This window comes from Micromonospora sp. WMMB482 (assembly GCF_019038635.1).
Classification (GTDB): Bacteria; Actinomycetota; Actinomycetes; order Mycobacteriales; family Micromonosporaceae; genus Micromonospora; species Micromonospora marina.
Genome location: NZ_JAHOPD010000020.1, coordinates 6339291 through 6361538 on the forward strand (window position 1 = coordinate 6339291; position 22248 = coordinate 6361538).

Here is a 22248-nt window from a genome sequence, read left to right on the forward strand (position 1 = left end):
CGGAGCGGGGGCGTCCTGGATTCTTCGGTAGGCGGCCGCGGTGCCGGCGTGCTCACAGGCTCCCCTCTTCCTCGTCGTCGCCATGGGCGGTGACGATGCGCACGGATGCCTCGCCCGCGGCGCGGACCGCGTCCACGACGGCAGCGGGGTCGAGCACCTCGGCGGCGTAGTGCACGCCGGGTGGAACGGCGCCATGGTCCACGGCGACGGTCGCCAGCGCGCCCACCAGGCCGGTCAGCCGGTAGCTGCTGGGCGTGCGCAGTACGACGCTCACCTCGGAGGCCTGGCCGGCGCGCGGCCCGCGCAGGGTGAACACCATCTGGTAGTACGGCCGCCGACCGGCCAGGTCGACGGTGGCGGCACGGATCATCCGGTCGGCGAGCTGCTGCCGGTCGGCTCCTTCCCGGGCCGCTGCCGGCAACGCCGTGAGCAGCGCGCGTACGGCCGGCCCGGGGTACACGTTGAACCAGTCCAGCGTGGTCAGACCGAGGGTGGCCGCCAGACGGCGGGTCTCGGCGCTCAGGAACGGCTGCACCGCCACCGGGCCGGGGAACATCGGCACGACGACGTCCTCGGCCGGACGCAGCACCCGCGCGCGCGGGCCACCGGCCCGCCAGGCCGCGTTCGCCTCCCCGTACGCCTCTCCACCGGCGCCGCCGGTCTGCAGGGACAACAGCATGTCGACTGCGACGACCGGGGAGCAGTGCTCCACTCCGCCGACCCAGGCCGACAGCGCCTCGACCCGGTCGAACTCCGTCCCCGCCAGCCACCGCGGCAGCAGGCTGGACAGTCCGGGTAGGGTGCCGGCCGACAGCAGCACGGTGCGGCCACCGAGGTCGCGACCGTGCAGTGCCTCCCGGACCGGGTCGTCGCCGGCCACGTCGACACAGTGCGCCCCGGCGGCGAGCGCGGCCCGCGCCACGGTCTCCTTGAGTTCGTACGTCGGGCCGGCGCAGTTGAGCACGATCGTGCAGCCGGCCGTGAAGGCCGCCAGGGCGACGGGATCACGGACGTCCACCGGCACGGTCTCGGCGGGGACGTCGGCGGCCAGCTTCTCCAGGGGCGCGAGGCGGCGGGCGCCGATCCGCAGCGGGCCGGCGCCCAGCCGGTGCAGGTGGACCAGCGCCGCCGAGCCCACCGATCCGGTGGCCCCGAGCACCCCGATCACCGGGTCACCGCCCCGCCCGTGATCTCGGTGAGCAGTTTGACCACACCGGGGGCGTGGGCGACGTCGACGCAGCTGAAGTGGTCGCCGGGGACGTCGATGACGCGCAGGTCACCGAGGCACAGGTCGGACCAGTGCTGGGTGACGGCGTCGCGGCTGCCGGGGAACGGGTACGCGCCGCTGTGCCGCAGGAAGGTGATGTCCCCCGCGTAGGGCTCCGGGTCGTACCGGGTGATCGCGAAGACGCTCTGCCGGAACGTCCGGAACAGGCGCATCATGTGGTCCGGTTCGTACATGCCGGCGGAGGCGGGGACGGCCTCGCACATCCGGGCCACCCGCTGCTCCCGGGGCACCTCGGCGAGACTCCGGAACGCCTCCGCGACGCCGGCGTGCTCGCCGGTCAGCGCGGCGAAGCCGCCGTCGCGCATCACCCCGGGACTCGCGGCCAGCACCGCGTCCCCGGCGCGCGCCACCGCCAGTTCGTCGGCGGGGAAGCCCAGATCCGCCGGGGCGATGCCCATCATGACGCTGAACGAGTACTCCGACAGGATCTCGTCGTCCAACCGGAAGCGAGGGCTGTGGCTGCTGATCGCGGTCAGCGTCGCCACGTTCGCGCCCGCCTCGGCGAGACCACGGGCGACCTCGGTGGCGATCAGTCCGCCGAGGCAGTAGCCGACCAGGTGGAACTCCCCCGCGCCCAGGTCGAGGAGAGCGCGTACGTAGTCGGCGGCGATGGTCTCGATCAGCCCTTCGGGGTCCGCGTCGAGGTAGTGCGGCAGGTGCGGCACCTCCAACCCGACGACCGTCCCGGTGCCGGCCGAACGGCGTCGGATCTCGGTGATCAACGCCCGGTACGGCATGATCGTGCCGGTGCCGGCGTGCACCAGAACGGTCACCGGGTCGCCGCCGGAGCCGTGCAGACGTACCACGGGCGAGGTGCGCACCGGCGCGTCCTCCGGTCCGGCGTCGCCGGTCGCGGTGGCGCCGCGCAGGTAGGCCGCCAGCGCCGCGACGGTGGGCCGGCGCAGCATGTGCCGGAGCACCACCTCCCACTCCAGGGCGACCACGTCGGGCACCCGCTCGCGGAGCAGGCCCACCAGGCGGGCCACCAGCAGGGAGTCGCCGCCGAGGTCGAAGAAGTCGTCGTGGCGGCCGACGTACTGCCGGTCGAGCAGCTCGGCCCAGAGCGCGGCGATCTGCCGCTCCAGCGCGTCGGCGGGCTCGCTGGCGACCGCGGCGGCCTGCTCCCCGGCCCCGGCCGACGGCAGCAGGGAGCGCAGCCGCTTGCGGTCGACCTTCCCGTTGCCGGTCACCGGCAGCGCGTCGACGAGCTGCCACACGCTCGGCACCATGTACTCGGGCACCCGGGTGCCGGCGTGCCGGGCCAACGCGGCCGGAGTCAGGACGGCCCGGTCGGTCTTGACCCGGGCGAGGAACAGTTGCTGCCCGGTCGGGTGCAGCGGCTCCCCGGGCTCGGGCAGGACACCCACCAGTGCGGTGCCGAACAGTTCCCGCCACTGCGCCTCGGTGAGGAACGCCTGGCCACCGTCGGCGCGCGCGTCGACGAACGGGCCGGCGGTGGCCTCCAGGAACTCCATCGACACCAGCAGCGCCGGATCGTCGTCCCGGGTCTGCTCCATGACCAGCAACCATCCGCCCGGCGCCAGCAGGCCGCGCAGGCGGTCCAGCGCGACGACGGTGTCCGGCGCGGTGTGCAGGTGGTTGGGGCAGATCACCACGTCGGCGCTGTTCGGCGCCAGCCCCTGGGCGGTCAGGTCTTCGCGCAGGTCCAGCCGCGCGTACCGGATCCACGGGTGGTGGGCGAACTGCTCGCGGGCCTCGGCGAGGAAGAACGCCGACGGATCGGTGAACAGATAGTCCGGGGTGAACTCGGCAAGCGCCGGGGCGAGCGCGGCGGTGGTGCCGGCGACGCCGCCGCCGACCTCGACGATCCGCAACGGCTCGTCACCGCCGTGCCGCTCGGCCAAAGCACGCAGGGCCGCCGCCGCGGCCTCGTTGAGGTGGGCCACGGCCAGGTTGTCCCGGTAGGCGGCGGCCATCGCGTCGGCGCGGGCGCCGGGGAACAACAGCGCCCGTACGTCGACCGTTCCGGCGATCACCTCGGGCAGCCGCTCGGCGCAGGTCCGGACCGCCTCGATCAGGTCGGTGCTGTACGCCACCCGCGCCTCTGCCTCGGCGAGCCGCCGCCACGCCTCCTCGATCCGGTCGGCGGGCAGCGACAGCGGGCCGTGGTACACGCCGGCGCCCGGATCAGCGGAGAGGTGCCCGGCGCGGGCCAGCGCGACCAGCCATCGACGCACGACGGGCCGGGTGGTCGCGGTCGCGGACAGGGCTTCGGCCACCTCCTCCGCGCGGTGCGCGCGGTCGTCGGTGAACAGCCCGGCGTCCCGCAGCGTGCGGGTCATAACCGCGTACCCGACGTCGGCCAAGGCCTGCTGGAACGTCGCCAGCGCGGGCCGGTCGACCCCGGCCTGCGCGGCCCGGGAGACCGCCGCCGCGGCGGCGCCGACCGCCCCGGCCTCGGCGGCGGCGATCGGGTCGGTCTCGACGACGGCCGGCTCGACGAAGGCGGCGAGGCGCTTCCCGGCCGGGTGGTCCGCGTCGACCAGCACGGCGGCGTGCGCCACCCCGGGATGCGTCTGGACGGCGCTCTCCACCTCGGCCAACTCGATCCGGTATCCGCGGATCTTCACCTGGTCGTCCTCGCGGCCGAGGAACTCGATCGTCCCGTCCGGCCGGTACCGGCCCAGGTCACCGGTGCGGTACAGGCGCTCGCCGGTCACCGGGTGGGTGGGGAAGCGGGCGGCGGAGCGCTCCGGGTCACGGTGGTAGCCGAGTGCGACTCCGGCGCCGCCGATGTACAGCTCACCGGCCGTCCAGTCGGGACGGTCGCGCATCCGGTCGTCGAGCACGTGGAAACTCTGGTTGGTCAGCGGGGTGCCGTACGGGATGCTGGGCCGGCGCGGGTCGACCCGGTCGATCGGATGCCAGATCGACCAGATGGCTCCCTCGGTGGCGCCGCCGAGACTGACCACGCGCAGCGCCGGCAGCATGGCGCGGATCGCGTCGGGCAGGGTGACCGGGATCCAGTCGCCGGAGAGCATGGCCAGGCGGAGCGTGCCCGGCCGCACGCCCGGCACGGCGCGCAGGTAGTCGTGCAGCATCTGCAACTGGCCGGGCACCGAGTTCCACAGGGTCACGGCGTGCCGGTCCACCAGGTCGGCCCAGTGCGACGGGTCGCCGCGGCGGTCGGCGTCCGGCAGCACCAGCCGGCCGCCGACGGCGAGCAGGCCGAAGATGTCGTAGACCGAGAGGTCGAAGCCGAGGCCGGCGAGGCCGAGGACGGCGTCGTCGGGGCCGACGGCGAAGCGGCGGTTGACGTCGTCGACGGTGTTGCGGGCGGCCCGGTGACTGATCATGACGCCCTTGGGGGATCCGGTGGACCCGGACGTGTAGATGACGTAGGCGAGGTCGTCCGGCGCCGCCCCCGACGCCGGAACCTCGGGCACGTCGGCCGGCGCGAGGCCGTCCACGGTGATGTGGGTGACGCCGACCAGCCGCCGGACGCCGCCGGCGAGCCAGGACTGGGTGAGCACCGTCCGGACGCCCGCGTCGGTGAGGATGGCGTCGCGGCGGGCGGCCGGTTGCGCGGTGTCGACCGGCAGGTACGCGCCACCGGCGCACAGCACGCCGAGGACCGCCACCACCTGCTCCCAGCCCTTGTCCATGAACACGGCCACCGGCTCGGCCGGGCGCAGGCCACCGGCCCGGAGGTGGTCGGCGACCGCGGCGGCGCGGCGGAGCAGTTCGCCGTAGGTCAGCCGGACGTCTCCGGCGACCACCGCGATCCGGTCGGGCGTGCGTCGGGCCTGGGCGACGACCTCGTCGTGCAGCAGGCCGTCCGGCAGGGGGCCGGCGGTGTCGTTGGCCTGACGGCGGCGCTCGAGCTGGGCGGCCGGCAGCCGGACCGGCCCGGCCTCGTCCCAGTCACGGTCGCCGGCGGCGAGGCGGCCGACCAGGTCGGTCCAGGCCGCGAACGCGTCGTCGGCCAGGCCGTCCGGGAGCACGTCCTCGCGGACGTCCCAGGAGAGGGCGAGCCCTCCCCCGCGCGGCATCACCTGACAGTCGATCCAGACCTGCGGGGTCTGGCTGATGGCGTACCCGACCGTGCCACGGCCGGGGCCGTCCGGGTCGTCGACCGGGGCGTCGAGGGTGCTGGTGAACACGACCGGCAGCAGCGGTCGGGTGCCGGTGCGCCGGGCCAGTTCGCCGAGTACCTCACCGCCGGTGAACAGCCCGTGCGACAGGTCCTCGAGCAGGCGGGCGCTGAGCCCCGCGGCGCGTGCCTGGAACGGCTCGGACTCGGCGAGGTCGACGGCGAGCGGCTCGACCACGGTGAAGTCGCCGACCAGCCGGTCCACGTCGGGGTGCAGGGGCAGTCGCTGGAAGGTGGGAACGGTGAGGGTGAACCGCGGCGACCGGCTCCATCGGCCGATCACCTCGGCGTACGCCGTGAGCAGCGCGGCGGAGGCGGTGACCTGGTGCCGGGCCGCCCGGTCGCGCAGCCCGGCCCACGTCGCGGCGTCGAGGACGTGTTCCAGTCGGCGGAAGCGGACCGGACCGGTGACCTCGCCGGTGCCGGTCACCGGCAGGTCGGGCGCCGGGGGCAGGTCGTCGAGGCGGCCGAGCCAGTAGTCACGGTCGCGGGCGTACCGGGCCGTCTCGGTGACCCGGCGTCGTCCGATGACGTAGTCGCGGAAGCTGATCTCCGGCGTGGCCGGTTCGCTCGTGGGGTCGGCGTAGCAGCGGTCGAACTCCCTCATCAACAGTTGCACGCTGGCGTAGTCGACGATGAGCAGGTCGAGGGAGAGATGCAGGACCGCGCCCCGGTCCGTGCGGGTGAGGTGCAGCGCGAACAACGGCCACCGGTCGGTCCGCGCGACCCGGTGCGACATCCGGTCGCGGACGGCACGCAGGTGTCCGTCGAGCGCGGCGTCCTGCCCACGTAGGTCGGTGACCGGGATCGGGTGTTCCGGCGGGTCGGCGAGAACCACCTGGTAGCCGTCGGGGTGCACGACAGCGCGCAGCATGTCGTGCCGGGCGACCATCCGGTCCCAGGTGGACTGCACCCGTCGCGGGTCGAGGTCGGGGTACTCGTACTCGACGTAGGCGTGACAGGCGACGCCGCCGTACTCGTAGTGCGGCCCCCGGCCGACGAGGTAGGCGGCCTGGAGATCGGTCAGCGGGAACGGTTCGTGCCGCCCCGCCGGGTCCGGGCTCAGCCGGACGTCCTCGGCCTGACGTAGCCGCTCGACGATCGCGGCCCGGTGGGCCCGCACGGCCGCCCGGCGGTCCTCCGTGAACACGCCCTTGGGGGCGCGGAAGCGCAACTCGTCGCGCTCCAGCCAGAGGCTCACGCCGGCGGCGTCGAGGTCGGTGATCAGGTCGTGGACATCCATCGAGCCCCACTTCCACCCGGTCGAGCACTATTGAAAACGAATTTCAGATGCGGTAAAGATAGCAAAGCACGCCGCCCGGCAACAGACCAGAATGGATCACACATGACCCAGCTCCACCGTCCGGAGTGGACCGGATGGTCCGAGACCGACGCCGAGCGGTACCGATCGGCCGGGTACTGGACCGGCGTCCCCTTCGGCGACCTGCTGCACGAGTGGGCCACCAGGCACGCCGGACGCACCGCACTGGTGGACGGCGAGCGGCGCTGGACCTACCGGCAGCTCGACGACGCCGTCGACCGGGTGTGCGCCGGGCTGCGCCGGCTCGGGCTGCGCCGCGGCGACCGGGTCGTCGTCCAACTGCCCAACCGGGCTGAGTTCGTCGAGGTGTGGTTCGCCCTGCAACGGCTGGGAGCGGTACCGGTGCACGCCATGCCCGGCCACCGGTACGCCGAGATCGCCCACCTGGCGGCGCTGTCGGGGGCGGCCGGCTACGTGGTCGCCGACCGCCACCTCGGGTTCGACTACCGGGCGCTCGCCGCCCGGATCCGGGCCGAGCGGCGTGCCCTCGACGAGCCACTCGACCACGTGGTGGTGGTGGGTGACCCCGGAGACAGTGGCTTCACCGCCTACCGGGACCTGACCGGGGCGTTGGCCGCACCTGGCAGCGGCGACGGCCCGGCGGCCGGCGACCTCGCGCTGCTGCTGCTCTCCGGCGGGACCACCGGCCTGCCGAAACTGATCCCCCGCACGCACGACGACTACGCCTACAACGCCCGCGCCGGGGCGCAGGTGTGCGCGCTGACGCCGGAGGACGTCTATCTCGCGGTCCTGCCGATCGCCTTCAACTTCACCTTCGCCTGCCCGGGGGTGCTCGGCACGCTGATGTCGGGCGGGGCCGTGGTGATCGCTCCGAATCCCAGCCCGGCCACCGCGTTCCGGCTCATCGCCCGCGAGCGGGTCACCTTCACCGCGATCAACCCACCGCTGGTGCCCCACTGGTTCGCCGAGCACGACGACAGCCGACCCGACCTGTCCAGCCTGCGTTTCGTCCAGGTCGGCAGCGCCCGACTGGCCGACGACCTGGCCCGCCGCTTCACCCCCACCCTCGGAGTGGCGGTGCAGCAGGTCTACGGCATGGCGGAGGGACTGATCAACTACACCCGCCTCGACGACCCGGCCGACCTGATCTGCACCACCCAGGGCCGCCCGTGCTCGCCCGCGGACGAGGTGCGCGTGGTCGACCCGGTCGACGGCAGCCCGGTCGACGAGGGCGACGTCGGCGAGTTGCTCACCCGCGGGCCGTACACGCTGCGCGGCTACTACCGGGCCGACGCCGCCGCCGAGGCGTCGTTCACCCCGGACGGCTTCTACCGCACCGGCGACCTGGTCCGCCGGCTGCCCTCCGGGCACCTCAACGTCGTGGGACGGGTCAAGGACCAGATCAACCGCGGTGGCGAGAAGATCGCCGCGACCGAGGTGGAGGGTCATCTGCTCGCCCATCCGCTGGTCCGGCAGGCGGCCCTGGTCGGCGTTCCCGACCCGCAGTGGGGCGAGGCGCCGGTCGCGGTGCTGGTCTGCCCGGACGACCGGCCGTCCCTGGCCGACCTGACCAGCTTCCTGCGGGGGCGCGGGCTCGCCGCATACAAGCTTCCGGACCGGATCCGCTTCGAGACGGCGATGCCGCTCACCGCGGTCGGCAAGATCGACAAGAAGGTGCTCGCGTCCCGGATCACCAGCGGTCCGGATGCATGAAGGCGACCGGCACCCGGGGCGCACGTCGCCTGACCAGGTCCGCGACCACCTCCCCGATCGCGGCCGCGTGCTTGAAGCCGTGGCCGCTGTCCCCGCCCGCCACCACCAGCCGAGGATCCCGGCCCGGCCGGCCCAGCAGGAACTGCCGGTCCGGAGTCAGCGGGTACATGCAGACCGCCGCCCGCGACGGCTCCGGCTCCAACCCCGGCAGCGCCACGGCGAGCCGGTCGGCCAGCTCCCGCCAGTCGGACGGAGTCACCCGTCGGTCGTCACCGTCGGGGTCCATCGTGCGCATCGCGGTTCCCGCGTCCTCCAGACCGAGCTTCAGCTCGCCGCCGGTGTCCGCGCCGTGTCCCCACAGACAGGCACCGTCGTCCAACTCACGGATGAACACCGGCACCGCGGCCAGGTCGTACCCGGTCGCGCTCGGATCGGCGGGCCGGAACCAGGTGATCGGCACCCGCAGCACCCGTAGCGTCAGCCCCGGCACCAGCCCGGGCAGCCAGGCTCCGGCCGCGACAACCACCTGGCGCACGGCGATCCGGTCCGTCGTGGTGTGCACGAACGCGCCGCCGTCGACCAGCTCGATCGCCAGCACCCGCGTGCCGGTCCGTACCTGGGCGCCCAGTTCGCCGGCCACCCGGACGGCGGCCCGGATCGCCGCCTCCGGCGGGATCAGCCCGGCGGCCGGCTCCCACACCGCCACGTGGTGCGCGGCCAGGCCGGCGTGCCGGGGCAGCCGGGCCCCGAGCGTGGCCGCGTCCCACACCTCGACCGCGATGTCGTGCTGCCGGGCCGCGGCGAGCGTGCCCGCCACCACGTGCCCGTCCCGCGGGCCGATCAGCACCCCGCCGGTCGGCGCGAGCAGCGTCTCGCCGGCGCGCGCCGACAACTCCTGCCAGAGCTGCCCGGAGCGCCGGGCCAGCGGCACCAGGTCCGGGTGCTCGAGACAGGCCGTACGGAACATGCGCGTGCCGCCGTGCGAGGAGCCGTACCCGTGGCCCGGCTCGTACCGGTCGAGCCCGATCACGCTGACGCCCGCCTCCGCCAGTTGCCAGAGTGACGCCGCACCGAACGCGCCCAGCCCGACGACCGCGACCTCAGCGTCCGGTGAGCGCATCGGCCGGTCCGGTGACGACGTGCGGCGCGACCTCCTCGGCGAACAGGCGCAGCGTGCGCTCCGCCTCCGCCTCCGTCGTGCCGCCCGGATTGACCTGCAGGCACACCGTCACATCGCGGCCGAACCAGTCGGCGACGACGGCGAGCTGCTCCCGTACCTGTGCGGGGTTGCCGGCGAGGACCTTGTGCCCGGCCAGCGAGGCGTCGAAGTCGTACCGGCGCACCTTGTCGACCAGTTGCTCGTAGCCGGGATAGTCGGCGCTGCTCGTGGTGGCCCAGGACGCGATCGCACCGGTCATCTTCTCGATGTAGTTCTGTTCCCAGCGCCGCCCCGCCGCCAGCGCCTCGGAGGCGTCCTCGGCCAGGTAGCAGGTGTACTTCAACTGGACGCGGCCCGGGCCGTGACCGGCCGCGGCGCGCTCGTGCCGATAGGCGGCGAGCATCTCCTGGAGCCCTTCCCGCGAGGTCACCGTCGGCACCACCTGGAGGTGGTAGCCGGCACGGCCCGCCGCCGCGCAGGACTCGGCACTGGTCGTGGAGGCCACGAAGATCGGCGGGTGCGGACGCTGGTACGGCCGCGGCAGCATCGTCACCGGCCCGAATCGCGCAAACGTCCCCGACCAGACGACCTCCTCCTCCGTCCACAGCCGCCGGCAGGCCTCGACGCCCTCGGCGAACCGCGCCCGGCTCTCGCTCATCGGCACCCCGAAGGCGGCGAACTCCTCCGGCAGGAAGGCGCGGCCGAACCCGACGTCGAGCCGGCCGTGCGACAGGTTGTCAAGCATCGCCAGCTTGCCGGCGAGCTGAACCGGGTGGGTGAAGGCCGGGACCACCGCCCCGGTCGTCACCCGGATCCGCCGCGTGCGTGCCGCCACCGCGGTCAGGAAGGTCACCGGGTCGGGGCTGTAGCCGCCGTACGCGGTGAAGTAGTGCTCGACCACCTGGACGTGCTCGTAGCCCAACTCCTCCGCGCGCACGGCCAGCCGAAGGCTCTCGTCGTACCACTGGCTCGCGCTTTTCTGAGCCGGGTCCAGCACCGGGAAGAAACCAACACCGAATTGCATGGAAGTCCTCTCTCACAGACCTGACCAGTGAAATGCCATCCGCCCGGCAAGTCAATGAGGAGGCCGCCGGAATATCGCCTACGACACACCCGAAGCGCATTTGCCAATGCGCTTCTCAAGGCTGGAAAGAAAACGTACACCCAGAAGCTATTCACATTATCGAATACGCGGGCGGTCCTGTATCTTCGCCGCTTGGAGGAGGCTGACATCCATGATGGAACGTGACTACCGGGTCCCATTCCCGGCGCGCGGCAGCGTCGTAGGCCCCGCCGAGCTGACCGCCGTCGCCGAGCTCGTCGACTCGGACGGCGCGCTGTCCGGCGGGCGGTGGCGCGCCGAGTTCGAACAGCGGTTCGCCCGCCACGTCGGATGCCGGCACGCCCTGTCGGTGACCAGCGGCACCGTGGCCCTCGAACTCGCCGTTCACCTGGCCGGACTGCGACCCGGTGACGAGGTGGTCACCACCCCGCAGACGTTCGCCGCCACTGTGCAACCGCTGCTGGCCCGCGACGTGCGGGTCAGGTTCTGCGACGTCGAACCGGACACGCTCAACATCGACCCGGCTGCGGTCGAAGCCGCCGTCACCGACCGCACCGCCGCGGTGATCGTGGTGCACTACGGCGGTCTGCCGGTCGCGATGGAGCGCATTCTCGCGGCCGCGCACGCGCACGGCGCGATCGTCATCGAGGACTGCGCGCACGCGCTGGGGGCGGAATACCACGGCCGACGCCCCGGGGCACTTGCCGATATCGGCTGCTTCAGTTTCCACAGCTCCAAGAACCTCACCACGCTGGGCGAGGGAGGAATGCTGACGTTCGACCGCGACGAATGGTACGAAAGGTTGGACCGCATCCGTTCGAACAAGGCGGACGCCGTCGTGGGCCCGTTTGTCTCGCGGGTGCCGCCGACGCCGTTGTTGCCGTGGATGCGCTACTCCGAGGAGATCTACGCGCACGAGTACGCCGACCTTCGGCACCCGGGAACGAACGCCACCATGTCCGAGGTAGCCGCCGCGGCCGGCACGGTGCAACTGGCCCGCCTGCCGGAGTTCTCGGCCCGCCGCCGGCACGTCGCGGCTCGGCTCGACGACTGTCTCGCTCGCCACGACGGGATCCGGCTGCACCGGCCTCCGGCCGGGGTGGCGCACGCCTACCACCTCTACACGATGTTCGTCGAGGCGGGCGCCGCCGCCCGGGAGCACCTGGTCAAGACGCTCGACCAGCGGGCGGTCGAGATCCAGCTGCGCTACTTCCCGCAGCACCTGACCCCGGAATGGCGTCAGCGCGGTCACCGGCCCGGCGAGTGCCCCCGCGCCGAGCAGCTCTGGTTTGAGCAACAGGTCAACCTGCCGTGCCACCCCGGACTGACCGACACCCAGGTCGACTACCTCACCGGCGCCCTCGACGAGGCGCTGTCCGATCTCTCCTGAATGGAGCGTCATGCCCTTCATCGACGTCCGCATCTTCGAGGAGCGCCTCACCCCGCCGGTGCAGGAGGCGCTCATCGCCCGGCTCACCGACGCCGTGAGCGAGGTGCTCGGCCCGGCGGTGCGCGACCAGACGTGGATCGTGCTGACCGGCGCCTCGGCCCAGCGCTGGGGCGTGGGCGGCGTTCCCGGAACCCCGCCGGGCACCGCGGACGCCGGCCCCGTCGCCGCGGCTTCCGTCGACTCCGACGCCCCGGGGTCGTCGCGATGACGGTCGCTGCCGGTCCGGTGGACTCCGCCGCCATCCGCGCCGAACTCGCCGCCGCGCTCCGGGTCGACCCCGGCTCGCTGGCCGACGACACCGACCTGTTCGGCGCCGGTCTGGACTCGCTGACCCTGATCCGGCTGGTCGCGCAGCTACGACGGGCGGGGCACGACGTCACCTTCGAAGACCTTGTCGCCGACCCGACCCTGGCCGGCTGGGACAGAGCGCTGTCCGGCCCGGCGGCCGTGCCGTCGCCGCCGCCCACCCCGGTGGACCCGTCCGCGCCGTTCGATCTCGCGACGATGCAGTACGCCTACTGGATCGGCCGGCAGGACGAGCAACCGTTCGGGGGCGTCGCCGCCCACTTCTACGTCGAGTTCGACGGTCATTCCGTCGACCCGGACCGGCTGCGTGCCGCGCTGGCCGCGGTCACCGCCCGGCACGGGATGCTGCGGGCCCGGTTCGACGCAGAGGGCCGCCAGCGCATCGCCACCGCGGCCCGTACCCCACTGGTCGTGCACGACCTGACCGGTGCGCACCAGGTCGACCGGGAGCTCGACCGCCTGCGCGCGCACTACACGCACCGGCGCATGGACGTCGAGAACGGCGAAGTGTTCACGGTCGCGCTGAGCCTGCTGCCCGGCGGCGCCACCCGGCTGCACGTCGATCTGGACATGCTCGTCGCCGACGCGCTGAGCATGCGGATCCTGCTCGGCGACCTGCACACGCTGTACCACGATCCGGACGCCGACCCGCCCGCGATCACGGCGAGTTTCCCGGAGTACCTGGCGGCGCACCGGGATTCGGTGGGGGTGGCCCGGGAGCGGGCCCGCACCTGGTGGACGCAGCGTCTCGACGAGCTTCCCGCCGGCCCGCAGCTGCCGATCCGCCCCGACGCCGGCCGTCCCGGTGCGGTCGCGCGCAGCGTCCGGCTGCACCACTGGCTGGCTCCGGCGCGCCGGGAGCGGCTGCTGCGCCGGGCCGCCGCGCACGGCGTGACCGCCGCCGCGGCGCTGGCCACCGCGTTCGCGGAGGTGATCGGCGCGTTCAGCGACGACCGGCGGTTCCTGCTCAACCTGCCGCTGTTCGCCCGCGAGCCGCTCGTCGACGGCGCCGATCTCCTGGTGGGTGACTTCTCCAGCTCGGTGCTGCTCGACGTGGACACCACCGGCCGGCCGCCGTTCACCGAACGGGCCACCCGGGTGCAGGCCGACCTGCGGGCGGCCATCGGTCACGGCGCGTACGCCGGCGTGGAGGTGCTGCGTGACCTGTCCCGTCGGGCCGGGAGCCCGGTGCTGGCGCCGGTCGTCTACACCAGCGCGCTGGGTCTGGGCGAGATCTACGGCGAGTCGATGCAGCAGACCTTCGGCGCTCCGTCGTGGATCATCTCGCAGGGCCCGCAGGTGTGGCTCGACGCGCAGGTGACCGAATTGGACGGCGGGCTGCTGCTCAACTGGGACGTGCGGCTGGACGTGCTGGCCGACGGCGTCGCCGAGGCCGCGTTCTCCGTCTACCGCGGCCTGGTCGACGCGCTGACCGACGACGACGGGGCCTGGCGGCGGCCGGTCGGCGCGCTGGTGCCACCGGGGCAGCTCGCCGTCCGGGAACGGGTCAACGCCACCGCCGCCTCGTGGCCGGCGGCCTGCCTGCACGACGGGTTCTTCGCCCACGCGCAGGCCACGCCCGAGCGGACCGCGCTGATCGACGCCGGGCGGGAGATCGCCTACGGCGATCTCGCCGATCGTGCGCTGCGCCTCCGCGCGCTGCTGCACGCCGAAGGGGTACGCCCGGGCGACACGGTCGTGATCACCCTGCCGAAGGGGGCCGCCCAGGTGGTCGCCGCGCTGGCCGTACTCGCCTGCGGCGCCGCGTACCTGCCGGTGAGCATCGACCAGCCGCCGCACCGACGGCGGCTGATCCACGCGGCGGCCGGAGCCCGGGTCGCGCTGACCGACCCGGCACACCATGAGTCGGTCACCGACGCGGGGGGCGTCACGCCGCTGCTGCTGAGCGCCGCCGACGGTTACGCGCCGCTCGCACCCGCTCCGTCCGATCCGCGTGCGGTCGCGTACGTCCTGTTCACGTCGGGTTCGACCGGCGAGCCGAAGGGCGTGGAGGTGAGTCACGCCGCCGCCATGAACACGGTGCTCGCCCTGAACCGGCGCTTCGGCGTGGGCCCGGCCGATCGGGTGCTGACGCTGTCGGCGCTGGAGTTCGACCTGTCCGTCTACGACACGTTCGGGTTGCTCACCGCCGGTGGCGCGCTGGTGCTGGTCGCCGAGGACCAGCGGCGGGACGCGGCCGCGTGGTGGCACCTGGTCACCACGTACGGCGTCACCGTGTGGAACACCGTGCCGGCGCTGCTGGACATGCTCCTCGTCGCCGGCGCCGGACGGCCGGCGCCCACGCTGCGCGCCGTACTGCTCGGCGGCGACGTGGTCGGCCTCGAACTCCCGGCCCGGCTGCGTCGGTCGGCGCCGGACTGTCGCTTCGCGGCGCTCGGCGGGATGACCGAGGCCGCCATCCACTCCACCGTGTTCGAGGTGAACCAGGTGGATCCCGCCTGGCCGTCGATGCCGTGGGGCACTCCGCTGGACAACGTCGTGTGCCGGGTCACCGATGCCGACGGCCGCGACCGACCGGACCTGGTCACCGGCGAACTGTGGGTGGGTGGCGCCGGCGTGGCCGAGGGTTATCGGGGTGATCCGGAGCGCACCGCGGGACGGTTCGTCACGCACGCCGGCACCCGCTGGTACCGCAGCGGCGACCTGGCTCGCTACCGCCCCGACGGCCTGCTGGAGTTCCTCGGACGAGCCGACCACCAGGTCAAGGTGCGCGGTCACCGGATCGAACTCGGCGAGATCGAGGCCGCGCTGGCGGCACACCCGGGGGTGGAGCACGCGGTCGCGATGGTGACCGCCACCGGGCTGGCCGCCGCCGTCGTCACCGCCGCGCCGCTGCCGGCTGACCTCGACGCCTGGCTCGCGGAGCGGCTGCCCGAGCACATGCGCTGCGACACGGTCACGGCGCTGCCCGCACTGCCGCTCACCGCCAACGGCAAGGTCGACCGGGCGCGGCTACGCCTCCTGCTCGACTCGGTGGCCGGCGATCGGCGGGCGACCCGCACCGGTGGGCCGCCCCGCGGCGAGATCGAGGCGCTCGTGGCCGCCGCCTGGTCCGATCTGCTGGGAGTTCCCGAGGTGGGCCGCGGCGACTCGTTCTTCTCCCTCGGCGGGGACTCGCTGCTCGCCACCCGGCTGCTGGTGCGGCTGCGGACCGTGGGTCTGTCCGGTGCCCGGCTCGCCGCGCTGTTCACCCGGCCGACTCTGGCCGACTTCGCCGCCGACCTGCGGCGCGGCGCCGACACCCAGACGACGGTGGTGACCGGTGACCCGGCGCGCCGGCATGAGCCGTTCCCGCCGACAGACGTGCAGCGGGCCTACTTCGTCGGCCGCGACGACCGGCTGCCACTGGGCGGGGTGGGCACCTGGCAGTACACCGAGTTCGACGGCGCGGACCTGGACCTCGACCGGCTCCGCGCGGCCTGGCAGCGACTGGTCGAACGGCACGAGATGTTGCGCGCGGTCTTCGACGGCGCGGATGCCCAGCGCATCCTCGCCACGGCGCCGCCGGTCGAGATCGCCGTGGCCGACGTCGGCGACGATGATCCGGCCGCGGCGCTGGAGAGCATGCGGGCCGCCCGCTCGCACCAGCTCACCGACCTCACCCGGTGGCCGCTGTTCGACCTCGCCGCGGTGCGCTACCGGCGGGACGGCCGGCAGCGCACCAGGCTCGCGGTCGGGCTCGACTACATCGTCTTCGACGCACTGTCGATCATGACTCTCTACACGGAACTCGACCTGCTCTACCGCGATCCCGACGCCGAACTGCCGGCGATCGACGTGTCGTTCCGCGACTACCTCCTCCAGGTCCGTCCCGATCCGGAGGCCGAGCTCCGCGACCAGCGCTACTGGGAAGCCCGACTGGTCGACCTGCCGCCGGCGCCGCAGCTGCCCACCGTGCGCCACCCGTCCGAGGTGTCCCGGCCCCGGTTCACCCGCCGCCGCCACCAGCTGCCGGCACATCGGTGGTCCGCGCTGCGTGCGCGGGCCCGCCAGCACGGGGTCACCCCGTCCACGGTGCTGCTGGCGGCGTACGCGGAGGTGCTCGGCGCCTGGAGCGCCCGCCGCGACCTGACCGTCACGCTCACCCTGTTCAACCGGCGTGACGTGCACCCGCACATCTACCGGGTGCTGGGCGACTTCACCACCCTGTCGTTGGCCGACTACCGCCCGGGCGGCGGTGGTTTCCTCGCCGACGTCAGCGCCCTGCACGCCCGGATGGGCGCCGACCTCGACCACCGCGAGATCAGTCCGGCCTGGCTCCTGCGCCGGCTGGCCCGGAGCACCGGCAGCATGGAGGCCATGCCGGTGGTGTTCACCAGTGCGATCGGGGTCGGGGACGGGGTGTCGATGGACCGCTCCGACGGCTTCCCACCGGAGGTGTGGGGTGTCTCGCAGTCGCCGCAGGTGAGTCTCGACAACCAGGTCCTGGAGTCCCGCGGCGGTCTGCAGGTCACCTGGGACGCGGTCGACGACCTGTTCGTTCCCGGGGTGCTCGACGACATGTTCGGGGCGTACACGGCGTTGCTGGATCGGCTCGCCGACGCCGACTGGGAGGCTCCGCTGCCCGACCTGCTACCGGCCGCGCAGCGGGCGACCCGGCTGCGGGTCAACGACACCGCGGCGCCGGTCCCGCGGCGCCGGCTGCACGATGCCTTCTTCGACGCGGCCCGGGACCATCCGCAACGCATCGCGTTGATCTGGCACGGCCCGGACGGCGTCGGTGAGCTGACCCACGGCGCGCTGGCCGACCAAGCCCTGCGGGTGGCCTCCGGTCTGCGTGAACGCGGCGTGCAGCCGGGCGACGCGGTCGCGGTGACCCTGCCGAAGGGGCCCGATCAGGTCGTCGCCGTGCTCGGGGTGCTCGCCGCCGGAGCGGTCTACGTCCCGGTGGGCGTGGAACAGCCGGCCCTGCGCCGAGACCGGTGCTACCGGGACAGCCGGGCCGTGCTCGTGCTCGACGCACCGGTGCTGGCGCAGGTGGCTGCCGCCGAGCCGCTGCCCGCCCCGGTGGAGCGGGGGCCGGACGAGCCGGCGTACGTCATCTTCACCTCCGGGTCGACCGGCGCCCCGAAGGGGGTCGAGGTCGCCCACGACGCCGCGGCCAACACGTGCACCGACATCAACGCACGCTTCGGCGTAGGGGCGCACGACCGTGTGCTGGCCCTGTCCGCCCTGGACTTCGACCTGTCGGTGTACGACATCTTCGGCGTGCTCGGTGCCGGCGGGTCGCTGGTGTTGCCGGCGGAGGATGAGCGTCGCGACGCGGCGCGCTGGCTGACACTCGTCCGCGATCACCGGGTCACCCTCTGGAACACCGTGCCGACCCTGCTGGACATGCTGCTGGTGGCGGCCGAGCCGGAGCCGCTGCCTCCGGGTCTGCGCCTGGCGCTGGTCTCCGGGGACTGGGTCGGCCTCGACCTGCCGGGGCGGTTCACGCGGGCCACGGCGCACCGGCCGGACGGCCCGGCCGCTCTGGTCGCGCTCGGCGGGGCCACCGAGGCGTCGATCTGGTCGAACGCCCTCGAGGTGGCCGCGGTGCCGACGCACTGGCGTTCGGTGCCCTACGGCTTCCCCCTGGCCAACCAGACCTACCGGGTGGTGGACGACGCGGGCCGGGACCGGCCGGACTGGGTGCCGGGTGAGTTGTGGATCGGCGGTCGTGGCGTGGCGCTCGGCTACCGCGGTGACCCGGCGCGGACCGCGGAGAAGTTCGTCGAGGACGCCGCCGGCCGTTGGTACCGGACCGGGGATCTCGGGCGCTACTGGCCGGACGGGACGCTGGAGTTCCTGGGCCGGGCCGACCACCAGGTCAAGGTCGGTGGGCACCGGATCGAGCTGGGCGAGATCGAGGCCGCCTGCGAGGCGTACCCGGGATCGGGCCGGGCCGCCGTGGTGGCCGTCGGCGAGCGCACCCGGCGCCGCCTGCACGCCTTCGTCGAGGCCGGCGACGCCGATCCGACGACGGTCGCCGACGGGCTGCGGGCGTTCCTGGCCGAACGGCTGCCGGCGTATGCCGTGCCGGCCGCCGTCGCGGTGCTGCCGTCGTTGCCGTTGACCACCAACGGCAAGGTCGACCGGGCCGCGTTGCAGCACGACGCGGCGCGCGGGGTGGCGGCGTCCGCCGCGCCGCCTACCGGTCCGGTCGAGACCGCGCTGGCCGGGATCTGGGCCGACCTGCTCGGTGATCGGGTGGACGACCGGGCGGCGAACTTCTTCGCGCTGGGCGGGGACAGTGTTACCGCGCTGCGCCTCGTCGCCGCGATCCGCCAGCGCTGGGGTGTGGACGTGCCGATCGCGCGGTTCCTGGCCGCGCCGACGGTGACGGATCTGGCGATCGAGCTGTCTGCCCTGATTGAAAACGACTACGATTTCGGATCACTATGACGATCCTGCGCCCCGTTCGCGGCAGGCTGGTCCTCGCCGTACTCCTCCAGGCACTGTCCAGCGCGGCCGGTGCCGGCGTGCTCATCGCCATGGCGGTGATCGGCGACCGGCTCCTGCGGCCGGCACCGGACCCGGCCGGCGTCCGGAACCTGGCTGTGCTCGCCGTGGTCGCGGCGCTGCTCAGCGTCCTGCTGGCCGCCGCGGCCACGGTACTGACCCACCTCGCCGACAACGCCTTGCAACTGCGGCTGCGACGAGTCCTGGCCGACCGGCTCGGCCGGGTGCCACTGTCCTGGTACTCGGGCCGGGGCTCCGGTCAGGTGAAGAAGGCGGTGCACGACGACGTGCAGGCCATGCACTACCTGGTGGCGCACACCGCCCTCGACGTCACGGCGGCGGTGGTGACTCCACTGGTGGCGCTGGTTTTCCTGCTGACGGTGAACCCGTGGCTCGCCCTGCTGGCCCTGGCGCCGACGATCACCGGTGCGTGGCTGTTCCGGCGGGCGATGACCGGCGCCGGACCGAAGATGGCCGCCTACGGACGCGCCGCAGCGGAGATCAACAACGCGGCGGTGGAGTTCGTCGACGGCATCGCGGTGTTGAAGACCTTCGGGCGCGCCGGCGTGGCGCACCGTCGGTTCCGCACCGCCTCGGACGCGTTCAGCGACTTCTTCACCGCGTGGGCGGCCGGCACCACCGGGATCACCACCGCGTCGCAACTGGTGGTGACCGCCCCGGTCGTGCTGGTGGTGGTCCTCGCCGCCGGGGTGCCCGCCGCGGCGGCCGGCCTCCTGGCACCGGCGACACTGGTGGCCTTCGTGCTGCTCGCACCCGCGCTGGCCGGCCCCGTCGCCACCATCGGCCGGCACCTGCAGGCGTTGCGTACCGGGCTGAGCGCCGCGGCCGACGTCTCCGCGCTGCTGGACACGCCGGTGGTGGACAACGGGGCCGCGGCGGCCGACCCGCACGACACCACCGTGCGGCTGCACGCCGTCGACTTCAGTTACGACGGCACGACCACCGTGTTGTCCGGCGTCGACCTCGAACTCCGTCCGGGCACCGTCACCGCGCTGGTCGGGCCGTCCGGGGCGGGCAAGTCCACCGTCGCCCGGCTGATCGGCCGTTTCCACGACCCCACCGCCGGCCGGATCACCCTGGGCGGCGTCGACCTGCGCGGACTCGATCCGACGACGCTGCACCGCACCGTCGGCTTCGTCCTGCAGGAGGTGACCCTGCTGCGCACGACGGTGGCGGCGAACATCGCACTGGGGCGGCCGCAGGCCACCCGGGCCGAGATCGAGGCGGCGGCCACGGCGGCGCAGATCCATGACCGGATCGTCGCCGACCCGCGCGGGTACGACGCGGTGGTCGGCACGGACGTCGCCTTCTCCGGCGGTGAGGCGCAGCGCCTGTCGATCGCCCGGCTGCTGCTGGCCGACCCGCCCGTGCTGGTCCTGGACGAGGCCACCGCGTACGCCGACCCGCACGCCGAGGCGCAGATCCAACGGGCCCTGTCCGCCCTGGCCGCCGGCCGGACGATGCTGGTCATCGCGCACCGCCTCGCCGGCGTGCGCGCGGCCGACCAGATCGTCGTCCTCGACGGCGGGCAGGTCGTCGAACGCGGCCGGCACGAGGACCTGCTCGCCGCCGGCGACCGCTACGCCCGCATGTGGCGCGCCCAGGAGGCCACCGCCGTCCCCGCCCTCGCCGAGGAGACTCGATGATCCGCGCCATGGCAGCCGCGCTCGGTCCCGCCCACGCCGGCCCGCTGCGCCGGCTCGTCTCTCTGGCCGTGGCCGCCGCCACCGCGCAGGGCATCGCGTACGCCCTGCTCGTCCCGCTGCTGCGCGCCGCGCTCGGTGACCGCCCCGCGGCGGCCCTGCCGTGGCTGGCCGGATTCACCGCCGCCGTCGCGGTCTTCGCGGCGCTGACGTGGACGGCCCAGAACCGGGCGTTCGGGCTGGGCCGCGACGTCGCCCGGGCGCTGCACGAGCGTCTCGGCGAGAAGATCATCCAACTGCCGCTGGGCTGGTTCACCCCGGAGCGCACCGGCGAGCTCAGCCGGCTCGCCAGCCAGAGTGTGCTGCAACTGATGAACGTGCCGGCCCACCTGCTGCGTCCGGTCGTGACCGCCGTGGTCACCCCGACCGTGGTGGGGGGGACGCTGCTGGTCGTCGAACCGCGGCTGGGCTTGGCCGTGGTGCTCGCCCTGCCGCTGCTCGTCCTGGTGCTGCGGGCGAGCAACCGCGCGGTGGCGGGTGCCGACGCCGACCGACACCGGACCATGGACGACGCCGCCTCCCGGCTCGTCGAGTACGCACAGGCACAGCCGCTCCTGCGGGCCTTCGGCCGGACCGCGGGTGAGCATCGCCTGCTCGACGACGCCCTGGTGGCGCAGAGCCGGACCGATCACGCCCTGCTGCGCCGGGCGGTGCCGGGGATCGTGGCCTTCGCCTTCGCGGTCCGGGCGCTGCTCGGCGTCGTCCTGCTCGCCGGCGTGCACCTCGCGCTCGGCGGCCGGCTCGACGCCGCCACCCTGGTCGCGGTACTCGTGCTGGCCGTCCGGTTGAGCGAGCCGTTGGGCACCGCCGCCGAATCGGGTGCCTCGCTGCGCCTCGCGGGCAACCAGCTCGCCGCGGTGAACCGGGTGCTGGACGCCGCGACCCTGCCCGAACCCGTCCAGCCTCGGCAGCCCGGGTCCGCCGAGGTGGTCTTCGACAACGTCCACTTCGCGTACGACGACCGGCCGGTGCTGCGCGGCGTCGGTTTCCGCCTGCCCGAGCGAAGCATGACGGCCCTGGTGGGACCGTCCGGTGGGGGCAAGACCACCGTCGCCCGACTGCTCGCCCGGTTCTGGGACACCGACGCCGGCACCGTGCTCATCGGCGGCGTCGACGTACGCGACATCGCCCCCGCCGACCTCATGGCCCGCGTCGCGTTCGTGTTCCAGGACGTGTATCTCTTCGACGGCACTCTCGCCGACAACATCCGCCTCGGCCGTGCGGACGCGACGGACGACGAGGTCCGCGACGCCGCCACGACCGCCGGCCTCGACGACGTGCTGGCCGACCTGCCGTCCGGGCTGGACACCCCGGTGGGCGAGGGCGGCACGGCCCTGTCGGGCGGCCAGCGCCAACGCGTCTCCATCGCCCGCGCCCTGCTCAAGCGCGCGCCGATCGTGGTGCTCGACGAGGCGACGGCGGCCCTGGACCCGGAGGCCGACGCGGCGGTGCGTACCGCCGTCGCTGCCCTGTCCCGACAGGCCACCCTGCTGGTGATCGCCCACCGGTTGCACACCGTCCGGGCCGCCGACCAGATCCTGGTGCTGCGCGACGGCGTGATCGCCGAGCGCGGGAACCACGACGACCTGGTCGACGCCGGTGGCACGTACGCGTCGTTCTGGCGCGACCGGACGGCGGCCGAAGGGTGGCGCCTCGTCGGCCGGTGAGCGCGAGGAGTGAGCCGGGG

At 73.8% G+C, this 22248-nt stretch carries 10 protein-coding genes; 6 read left to right on the top strand and 4 right to left on the bottom strand.

Going from position 1 to position 22248, the window contains the following annotated elements; genetic code table 11:
* Nucleotides 1-52: 52 nt before the first annotated feature.
* Entirely contained in the window at nucleotides 53-1168 is a 1116-nt protein-coding gene (locus tag KSK32_RS30715) for a saccharopine dehydrogenase NADP-binding domain-containing protein (RefSeq protein WP_216935143.1), read from the bottom strand.
* Nucleotides 1165-6645 (bottom strand): non-ribosomal peptide synthetase, encoded by a 5481-nt coding sequence (locus KSK32_RS30720; protein ID WP_216935145.1) that lies wholly within the window; start codon nucleotides 6643-6645, stop codon nucleotides 1165-1167. Before KSK32_RS30720 ends, KSK32_RS30715 begins: the two co-directional genes overlap by 4 nt.
* 102 nt (nucleotides 6646-6747) lie before the next feature.
* Here KSK32_RS30720 and KSK32_RS30725 point away from each other — a divergent pair, with 102 nt between their 5' ends.
* Complete coding sequence (locus tag KSK32_RS30725) at nucleotides 6748-8397, top strand: (2,3-dihydroxybenzoyl)adenylate synthase (protein ID WP_216935147.1); 1650 nt, start codon at nucleotides 6748-6750, stop codon at nucleotides 8395-8397.
* Here KSK32_RS30725 and solA read toward each other — a convergent pair.
* Nucleotides 8375-9517: an N-methyl-L-tryptophan oxidase gene (gene solA / locus KSK32_RS30730; RefSeq protein WP_216935149.1), complete on the bottom strand. Its 1143-nt coding sequence runs from the start codon at nucleotides 9515-9517 to the stop codon at nucleotides 8375-8377. The genes KSK32_RS30725 and solA overlap by 23 nt on opposite strands.
* Nucleotides 9498-10580: an LLM class flavin-dependent oxidoreductase gene (locus KSK32_RS30735; protein WP_216935151.1), complete on the bottom strand. Its 1083-nt coding sequence runs from the start codon at nucleotides 10578-10580 to the stop codon at nucleotides 9498-9500. The genes solA and KSK32_RS30735 overlap by 20 nt, the downstream gene beginning before the upstream one ends.
* Before the next feature lie 211 nt (nucleotides 10581-10791).
* Between KSK32_RS30735 and KSK32_RS30740 the strand changes: the two genes are divergently transcribed.
* Genes KSK32_RS30740 through KSK32_RS30760 form a run of 5 tightly spaced genes read left to right on the top strand, consistent with a single transcriptional unit; the run spans nucleotide 10792 to nucleotide 22228 of the window.
* Complete coding sequence (locus KSK32_RS30740; protein ID WP_216935154.1) at nucleotides 10792-12009, top strand: DegT/DnrJ/EryC1/StrS aminotransferase family protein; 1218 nt, start codon at nucleotides 10792-10794, stop codon at nucleotides 12007-12009.
* Between the two features lie 10 nt (nucleotides 12010-12019).
* On the top strand, nucleotides 12020-12277 hold the full coding sequence (locus KSK32_RS30745; protein ID WP_216935156.1) for a tautomerase family protein: 258 nt from the start codon (nucleotides 12020-12022) through the stop codon (nucleotides 12275-12277).
* Nucleotides 12274-18780, top strand: coding sequence for a non-ribosomal peptide synthetase (locus tag KSK32_RS30750; protein WP_254187260.1), 6507 nt, complete (start codon nucleotides 12274-12276; stop codon nucleotides 18778-18780). The genes KSK32_RS30745 and KSK32_RS30750 overlap by 4 nt, the downstream gene beginning before the upstream one ends.
* Complete coding sequence (locus KSK32_RS30755; protein ID WP_216935158.1) at nucleotides 18777-20504, top strand: ABC transporter ATP-binding protein; 1728 nt, start codon at nucleotides 18777-18779, stop codon at nucleotides 20502-20504. The genes KSK32_RS30750 and KSK32_RS30755 overlap by 4 nt, the downstream gene beginning before the upstream one ends.
* Nucleotides 20501-22228, top strand: coding sequence for an ABC transporter ATP-binding protein (locus tag KSK32_RS30760; RefSeq protein ID WP_216935160.1), 1728 nt, complete (start codon nucleotides 20501-20503; stop codon nucleotides 22226-22228). The genes KSK32_RS30755 and KSK32_RS30760 overlap by 4 nt, the downstream gene beginning before the upstream one ends.
* The last annotated feature ends 20 nt before the right edge of the window (nucleotides 22229-22248 follow it).

Coding starts and splice junctions, on each gene's coding strand:
- KSK32_RS30750 (WP_254187260.1), top strand. CDS start 12,274: ATGACGGTCGCTGCCGGTCCGGTGGACTCCGCCGCCATCCGCGCCGAA.
- KSK32_RS30725 (WP_216935147.1), top strand. CDS start 6,748: ATGACCCAGCTCCACCGTCCGGAGTGGACCGGATGGTCCGAGACCGAC.
- KSK32_RS30720 (WP_216935145.1), bottom strand. CDS start 6,645: ATGGATGTCCACGACCTGATCACCGACCTCGACGCCGCCGGCGTGAGC.
- KSK32_RS30740 (WP_216935154.1), top strand. CDS start 10,792: ATGATGGAACGTGACTACCGGGTCCCATTCCCGGCGCGCGGCAGCGTC.
- KSK32_RS30735 (WP_216935151.1), bottom strand. CDS start 10,580: ATGCAATTCGGTGTTGGTTTCTTCCCGGTGCTGGACCCGGCTCAGAAA.
- KSK32_RS30755 (WP_216935158.1), top strand. CDS start 18,777: ATGACGATCCTGCGCCCCGTTCGCGGCAGGCTGGTCCTCGCCGTACTC.
- solA (WP_216935149.1), bottom strand. CDS start 9,517: ATGCGCTCACCGGACGCTGAGGTCGCGGTCGTCGGGCTGGGCGCGTTC.
- KSK32_RS30760 (WP_216935160.1), top strand. CDS start 20,501: ATGATCCGCGCCATGGCAGCCGCGCTCGGTCCCGCCCACGCCGGCCCG.
- KSK32_RS30745 (WP_216935156.1), top strand. CDS start 12,020: ATGCCCTTCATCGACGTCCGCATCTTCGAGGAGCGCCTCACCCCGCCG.